The organism is Halomonas sp. A29 (genome assembly GCF_046723295.1).
Taxonomy (GTDB): Bacteria; Pseudomonadota; Gammaproteobacteria; order Pseudomonadales; family Halomonadaceae; genus Halomonas.
Genome location: NZ_JAXQPR010000016.1, coordinates 57,058 through 64,954, shown reverse-complemented (window position 1 = coordinate 64,954; position 7,897 = coordinate 57,058). Strand labels below are relative to the sequence as shown.

The following is a 7,897-nucleotide window of genomic DNA, read 5'->3' as shown; positions in this document are numbered from 1 at the left end:
GTCAGGGGGGTGTCGAAAGACGCCAGGATGTCATCCAGCAAACGGGGGTCCGCCATGTTCAGCTCCTTCTGCGGTCGACCGGCGCCGCCGCCGGTGAGTCTTCGTTCGTGCTCATGGCCAGGGCATAGGTGGTGTACCGGGCTCTTAACACCGGGGTGTTACCGTCCCCCGACAGCCTCATCGACAAGCATGACCTTCCGCTTGCGTCGGCAAGCATAATCGCCAGAGCCAGCGCTATCCGCGACGATATCAGCAGCCGAGAACCTTAACAGAAGGCGGCCCGAAGCAGCACCGGAGAGAGAACATCCGCCACGTGAGCTATTTCTTATTTTGTTGTAAGCGATATCGCACAAACACACGCTGACGCCGCGGTGATCCAACCGCCGTGCCACATGTCACAAAATGCGGGACGAATCATGCCTCAGCAGAGCACCGCCCCGCCCGCCTCACATTGGCCAGCAGCAGGCTGCCGGTGGCGGGGTCGGGGATCAGCGTGCAATCGATGTCGTAGAGCCGGCGTACCAGGTCGGTGGTAACCACTTCGCCTGGTGGGCCCGCGGCCACCAGTTGGCCATGGCGCAGCGCCAGCAGGTGGTCGGCGTAGCGGCAAGCGCTGGCGAGGTCGTGCAGCACCATCACCACGGTCCGGCCATCGGCGGCAAGCCTTCGTACCAGTTCGAAGACTTCGATCTGATGGCCCAGATCGAGCGCCGAGGTGGGTTCGTCGAGCAGTAGCAGCGGCGTTTGCTGGGCAATGGTCATGGCGATCCAGGCGCGCTGGCGCTGGCCTCCGGAGAGGGTATCCAGTGGACGATCCGCCAATTCGTTTACATCGGCCGCCGCTAGCGCCTTGCTCACGACCTGCTGATCCTCTGCCGACCACTGTCTCAGCCAGCCCTGATGCGGCTGACGGCCGAAGCGCACCAGCTCGGCCACGGTCAGCCCCTCCGGGGCGGTGGCTTCCTGGGGCAGCAACGCCAGGCGCCGGGCCAGTTCCCGCGCCGGGAGCTGCTGGATGTCCTTGCCGTCGAGCAGCACGGCACCTTGGCTGGGCGCGTGCAGGCGAGCCAAGCCGGCCAGCAGGGTCGACTTGCCGCAGCCGTTGGGGCCGACGATGGCCGTGACCTGGCCCGCCGGCAGTGACAGCGCCAATTCGTCGATGATGGTCGCGCGCCCATAGCGCAAGGTCAGGTTGTGGGTGGCGAGTTCGTATCGGGTCATACCAGATTCCTCGAAGCCGGTCGCAGCAGTATCCACAGCAGCCAGGGGCCGCCCACAACGGCGGTGACGATACCCACCGGGATTTCGATGGGTGAGAGCAGCACCCTGCCCGCCAGGTCGGCCAATACCATCACCAGTGCACCGGCCAGCGCCGAGGCCACGATCGGCACGCCCCGCGGCGAGGAGAGCGAACGGGCGATCTCGGGGCCGATCAAACCAACCAGCCCCACCGGACCGGCTACGGCAACCGCCAGCCCCGTCAACAGCACCGAGACCACCAGCACCTGCCAGCGCCGCTGGGTGACACGCAGCCCGAGGCCGGATGCCACGGCGTCGGAAAAGCGCATCAGGGTCAGTGCACGTGTGAGCCACAGGGCGGCACCCAGGCCGAATGCCAGCCCGAAGGTCAGCAGCATAACGGCCCCGGCCGGCCGGGCGTTGAGCGAGCCGACGGTCCAGGGGTAAGCGGCATTGGCGGTATCGATATGCACCTTGGCCAGCAGCAGTTGGGTGATGGCGCCGAACACGGCGCCGACCCCGATGCCAGCGACGATGAAGCGGTAGCCGCGGGTGCCCCCGCCCGCAGCCAGGCCGAAGGTCAGGGCCGCTGCGGTGGTAGCCCCCACCATGGCCATGGCGGGCGGCGCCAAAGAAACTCCGAGGCCGACCACGGAAGCCACGGCGAAGGCAGTGGCGCCGTTGTCGATACCGATGATGCCGGGCGTGGCCAGACGGTTGCGGGCCAGGGTCTGCATCAGGCAGCCTGCCGCACCGAAGGCGGCGCCGGTGAGGCAGGCGGCGGCCAGGCGCGGCAGGCGCAGCTCCTGCACCAGGAACACGGCCATCATGTCGCCACGCCCTGCCAGGGCCGGCAACACCGATCGAAGCGTCAGTGCGCTGCTGCCCAAGGCCAGGTAGGCAAACGATGCCGCCACCAGCGCTGCCAGCAGAAGCAGGCAAGCCGTGAAAGCACGCCGGTCGATCAGCAGGCTGTGCGGTTCGCCACTGCCCGCAGCCTGCCAGGCCAAGCGCCAATGCCCCGCCGGCGCAGTTACGCTAGTGGCACCGTCGCCTTGCGTGTCAGCGGGCCGCTGCCGGAGCTCTCTCTCGACTGGCATATCGCAGCGCATGGTGACTCTTCCTTCTTTCATGGCCTCGTCGTCCTAGAGGGTCGGCATGCGGCGTGCGCGCACCACGGCGACCAGCACCGGCGCGCCGCACAGGGCGGTGAGCACGCCCAGCGGCAGCTCCGAGGGCGCGACCAGCAGCCGCGAGACGATGTCTGCCGTGATCACCATCAGCGGGCCCAGCGGCAGGCACAGCCACAGGGTGCGGCGAATATCGGGCCCGGCTAGGGCACGGGCAGCGAACGGCACGACCAGCCCGACGAAGGCGATGGGCCCGGCTGTCGCCGTGGCAGCACCGACCAGCAGCGCTACGGCCACGATCACCAACAGTCGGATCAACCCCGGGCGATGCCCCAGGCCGCTGGCGACCCGTTCACCCAAAGACAGGGCCGCCAGCGGACGCGCCACGGCGAGCACGATGGCCCCTGCCAGCAGCAGGCTGGGCAGGATGGCGAGCAGATGATCGAGGCGGCGCCCGGCCAGGCTGCCCACGATCCAGAAGCGGATCTCGTCGGCGGCGCGCTGATCGAACAGCAGCAGCAGCGAGGTGAGCGAGAGCAGCAGGCCCGTGAGGGCAGCCCCGGCCAGCACCAGCCGCACCGGGTCGTTGCCGGCACCGCTCACTCGCGCCACGCCGAGCACGCAGAGACAGCCCGCCATGGCACCGAGCTGCGCCACACCGACCCGCATCGTCGTTGCCGTGGCACCCAATACCAGCGCCAGCGCCACGGCGAAGGCGGCTCCGGCGCTGACGCCGAGCAGCCCCGGCTCGGCCAGGGGGTTGCGCGTCACCGCCTGAAGCAGCGCCCCCGCCACCCCCAAGGCCAGGCCGACCACGAGGCCGATCAAGGTGCGCGGAAAGCGCAGCGAACCGACTACGAACTGGGCTTCGGCGTCGCCCTGCCCCGTGATGACGGCCCAGGCCCGGCCCGCCCCAACGTCCCCGGCCCCCCAAAGCAAGCTGGCCAGGCAGGCCAGGGCCAGTAACGCCAGCAGGCCCGCCAGCCTCGCAGTGAGGCGACGGGCCTGGAAGGCGCCCATTCGTGAAACGGCGTCCATCAGGGCGTCAGTGCGGCGTCTAGCTCATCGAGAATCGCCAGCGCCGCCAACGGCCCGGAGGCGCTCGACCAAAGCTGGCCGTCGACGGGCACTACCTGGTCACGTGCCACTACCTCGAGCCGAGCGAAGGCGGGCGATGCCTGTGCGGCACCCAACGCTTCCTGTCCCTCTTCGTTGAGCGTGGCCAGAAACAGCCACTCGGCATCGACCCGTGAGAGGTTTTCGAGGCTGAGCGGGTCGCTGTGCGGCACACCCGGGCGCACCAGGCCGGCATCGTGGATGGCCACCCCGGCCGCGCGCAGAAGGCCGGGGGTGAAAAGGTCCTCCGACATGACCATGGGGCCTTGCGGCATCCAGCGCACCAGCACGGCGCTGGGAGCCTCGCCGGCAGCAATGCGATCCGCGATCTCGGCGGCTCTGGCATCGACCTGCGCCAGCGCGGCCTCGATTTCGGCTTCACGCCCCAGCGCCTGGGCGAACAGGCGTGACTCTGCGCGCCATGCCTCCGGGTCCAGCCCTTCGGTCAGCGGCATGACTGTAGGTGCGATGCGCGAGAGCAGCCGGTATTGCGCTTCGGGCAGCTGCGGAGGAGCAAGTATGACGTCCGGTTCCAGCGCCAGCACGGCCTCGAGGTTGATTTCCCGCACCACGCCGACGATGGCGGGCCGTTCGTCCAGGTGCGCCTCGATGTAGCGAGCCACGCCGTCACCGCCCCGAGTGGTCACAGCGCCCACGGGCACGATGCCTGCCGCCAGCGACACGTCGAGGGCGCCCTCGTAGAGCGTGACCACGCGCTCCGGCGAGTCGGGCACCGCCACTTCGCCAAATGCCGTTTCGACGCTTCGCTCGGCCCAAGCGGTAAGCGGGAGCAACGCAAGCATGGCTATCGTCAGGGTCCAGCTCGCTGCCAGGGCCCTGCTTTTCCTACCGTACATACCCGCTTTACCGTTCATGTCCGCCTCAGCCATTCAATGTTTAATGCGAATTATTATCACAAAGAATCGCAGCGCGATACCATGCAACGCGCCGTTGCATGAAAGGGAACGGCATGTGAGATGAAGAACAATGGTAATCATTTTTATTTGTATCACCAACCTATACACTGTTGCCTTTGATGCAACGTTCATCTTGCCGAGAGGTTGCCATGTACGATCTCGACGAACTGCTCGCCTTCGACCATGTCATGCGCTCCGGCAGCCTGACCCGCAGCGCCCGCGCCCTCGACCTGGCCAAGTCGACGCTGAGCCGACGCATTTCCCAGCTCGAGCGACAGCTGGGCCAGGCGCTGCTGCGGCGGCAATCCAACCGGCTACTGCCTACCGAAGCCGGCCAACTGTTCCATGCCTACTGTCGGCAGATCCTCGAACTCGCCGAGCAAGGCCAGCAGGCCCTGGAAGAACTGAGCGAGGAGATCAGCGGTGAATTGCAGGTGGCTACGCACAACGCTCTGGCACGAAGCTGGCTGGCCACTCGGCTGACGCTGTTCATGGATCGCCACCCCGGCATACGCCTGACCTTGCAAACCTGCACCACACCGCCCCTGTGTGCCGATAGCCAGGCATTGACCGTGTGGCTGGGTGAGGTTGACGGCAGCGAGCAGCGCCAGGAGCCGCTGGGCTGGCTCAGCCGCGGCCTGTACGGCCACCCTGACTATTTCGCCCGTCGCGGCAAACCCCGGCATCCGCGGGAGCTGACCCAGCACGCCTGGATCGACCTGCTCGGCGAGACCGAGCAAGGGCTCACCCTGACCCATTCCCGGCAAGGCGAGTTTCGCTTCCAACCACCCGATTCCCGCTTCCGCGTCGACCAGCAGATGCTGCATGGCGATGCCATTGCCCAAGGTCATGGGCTTGGCGTCATGCCCGACTGGATGGCAGGGGCGCGCGAGCGCGCCCACCCCGGAACGCTGGTGCGCTGCCTGCCGGAGTGGAGTGCGCCGCCGATGCCAGTAACGCTACTGTATCCCTACGGCTCGCGGCCGCGACGTCTGAGTGCCTTGATCGCCTTTCTGCGCCAGGAGACACCGGCAGAATGGATGTCGAACCCGGAAGCCGCGATCGCCACTTCCGGTATGTCTCGCTCCACTACCGTTGCGCATCACGCAACGCAACGTTGCCCGCTTTCCTCCTGAGCAAAGGGAACTTTTCACATTAGAATCACCTGCGCTTGATAATCAATATCATTTACTAGCTTCATGCCCAGCAGGTGAACCCATGCTCCACTCCCGCCGCACCGCCCTGGCCGCCGCTATCGCCAGCGCGCCTCTCGCCCTTGCCGCTCAGGCGCAGGATGCCACACGCCTCGACAACGTCGTGGTGACTGCCTCTGGTTTCGAACAGGCACTGCAGGATGCTCCCGCGAGCATCTCGGTCGTTACTCGAGAGGAGCTGGAGCGCAAGCGCTTCTCCAATATCGCCGAGGCGATCGCCGATGTGCCTGGCGTGGACGTTCGCTCGGGCGTGGGCAAGACAGGCGGGTTGAACGTGAGCATCCGCGGGATGCCGAGCAACTACACCTTGATCCTGATCGATGGTCGTCGGCAAAACGCCTCGGGCGACGTGACCCCCAACGGCTTCGGTGAGACCGCAACCAGCTTCATGCCGCCTCTCTCCGCCATCGAGCGCATCGAGGTCATCCGCGGGCCGATGTCGACGCTTTACGGCTCCGATGCCATGGGCGGGGTCATCAACATCATTACCCGCCCTGTGAGCGACACCTGGGCGGGCAGCGTTACCGTGGACACCACCTTCCAGCAGGATCGGGACGCAGGGAATTCTCAAGGCATTAGCCTCTACACCTCGGGGCCGCTGGTCGACGACGTCCTCGGCTTGCAGCTACGCGGCCGGCTGTTCGATCGCGATGCTTCCGAGCGCATGATTCCCGACAGCGCCGCTCGCGACCCTCGGCCCGTCGAAGCCCGGATCTACTCGCTGGGTGGGCGCCTGACGCTACGCACCGATGACAACCATTCCGTCTGGCTGGATGTAGAGCGCGCCCGCCAGACCTTCGCCAACGACGATTGCCGCCTCGGTACGCTGGACGGCACCAATCGCGCCACCTGCGCTCCCCAGCCTGGGCAGTTCTGGGGCTACGAGGATGAGCTGCGCTTCAACCGCGACCAGATAGCCCTCGGCCATACCGGACGCTTCGCGGCCGGCACGCTGGAAAGCAGCGTTACGCACAACACCACCGAGACTCTCGGCCGTACCCTGCCGGCGGGCAGCGCACCGGAATACGGCTACGAGGCCCAGGGCGGTGAGCCGCGCCTGCTGGAGAACCGCGATATCGTCTTCGATACCAAGTTCACCCTGCCGATCGATACCCACATGGTGACCCTGGGCGGTCAGTACGTCGATGCACGCCTCGAGGATGGCGCAGCCGGCGACCAGGCCTTCGAACAGCAGAGCTGGGCGCTGTTCGCCGAGGACGAGTGGTGGCTACGCGACGACCTGGCGCTGACCCTGGGTGGGCGTTACGAGCACCACGACGCCTTCGGCGGCCACTTCAGCCCGCGTGGCTATCTGGTGTGGAACACCACCGACCACTGGACGCTCAAGGGTGGCGTAAGCCGCGGCTACAAGACACCGACGCTCAACCAGCTGCACGACGGTATCACCGGATTCGGCAACCAGGGGCAGACGGCCACCATCGGTTCGCCGGATTTGGCGCCCGAAAAGAGCACCAACTACGAACTCGGCGCCATCTACGACAACCTGGGTGGGCTGACGGTCAGCGGCACGGCTTTCTACAACCGCTTCACCGATCGTATTGCCGAGGGCGCCGAGATTCCCAACTGCCTGCACCCGGACGGTAACGTTCCCGGCTGTATCAGCGTGGGCAACTTCTCCAGTCAGACCGGTTTCTCCCGGCTGGTCAACGTCGACGAGGCGCGCACCCAAGGCATCGAGCTCGAGGCGCGCTATCGCTTCGCGCCGGCCTGGGAAGTTCGCGGCGGCTATACCTACACCGACACCGAGATCACCTCCGGCGAGGAGGAAGGCATGCTGCTCACCAATACACCCAAGCACAAGCTCACCGCCAGCCTGGGTTGGGACGTCACGGACAGGCTCAACACCACCCTCGAGGGTGAGGTCTACTCCTCACGCGAGCGCTTCACCGATGGTCTTCCAACGAGTGGGCAGGACCGGGCGATGTACGAGCAAGTGGGCAACAAGCTGGATGGCTACGAGCTGTTCCATCTGCGTACCAGCTACCGGTTCACCGACCAGATCCGTCTGACAGGAACGATCTACAACCTGCTCGACAAGGACTTCGGCGCCGCCGACAGCTACGAGTGGCAAGGCGATACCTATCAGGCCTACCGCTACACCCAGACTGGCCGCGCTACCGATGGCGTCGCCCTGGACGGCCGCAGCTTCTGGCTTTCCGCCACCTACGAGTTCTGACCGGCTTCGCGCCGTTTCGCACCGTTACCTATGCCCCGACAATCGTCGGGGCTTTTTTGCTCATGCCAAGCTGAATCGCACCAA

Annotated in this window: 6 protein-coding genes; 2 read left to right on the top strand and 4 right to left on the bottom strand. The window is 66.2% G+C overall.

Annotated features, from left to right (window positions below; all coding sequences use genetic code 11):
* Positions 1–414 precede the first annotated feature (414 nt).
* The 4 genes from SPH52_RS21550 to SPH52_RS21535 are packed head-to-tail and all read right to left on the bottom strand — an operon-like array spanning position 415 to position 4,288.
* Complete coding sequence (locus SPH52_RS21550; protein ID WP_411797101.1) at positions 415–1,221, bottom strand: ABC transporter ATP-binding protein; 807 nt, start codon at positions 1,219–1,221, stop codon at positions 415–417.
* A complete protein-coding gene (locus tag SPH52_RS21545) occupies positions 1,218–2,339 on the bottom strand; it encodes a FecCD family ABC transporter permease (RefSeq protein WP_411797104.1) in 1,122 nt (373 codons plus the stop codon). The genes SPH52_RS21550 and SPH52_RS21545 overlap by 4 nt, the downstream gene beginning before the upstream one ends.
* A gap of 45 nt (positions 2,340–2,384) precedes the next feature.
* Positions 2,385–3,389, bottom strand: coding sequence for a FecCD family ABC transporter permease (locus SPH52_RS21540; protein ID WP_411797103.1), 1,005 nt, complete (start codon positions 3,387–3,389; stop codon positions 2,385–2,387).
* 17 nt (positions 3,390–3,406) lie between these two features.
* The gene (locus SPH52_RS21535) at positions 3,407–4,288 is read right to left on the bottom strand and encodes an ABC transporter substrate-binding protein (RefSeq protein WP_411797100.1); all 882 of its coding nucleotides are present in this window, start codon (positions 4,286–4,288) and stop codon (positions 3,407–3,409) included.
* A gap of 263 nt (positions 4,289–4,551) precedes the next feature.
* Here SPH52_RS21535 and SPH52_RS21530 point away from each other — a divergent pair, with 263 nt between their 5' ends.
* Positions 4,552–5,538 (top strand): LysR family transcriptional regulator, encoded by a 987-nt coding sequence (locus SPH52_RS21530; protein ID WP_411797099.1) that lies wholly within the window; start codon positions 4,552–4,554, stop codon positions 5,536–5,538.
* Between the two features lie 82 nt (positions 5,539–5,620).
* Complete coding sequence (locus SPH52_RS21525) at positions 5,621–7,813, top strand: TonB-dependent receptor domain-containing protein (RefSeq protein WP_411797098.1); 2,193 nt, start codon at positions 5,621–5,623, stop codon at positions 7,811–7,813.
* The last annotated feature ends 84 nt before the right edge of the window (positions 7,814–7,897 follow it).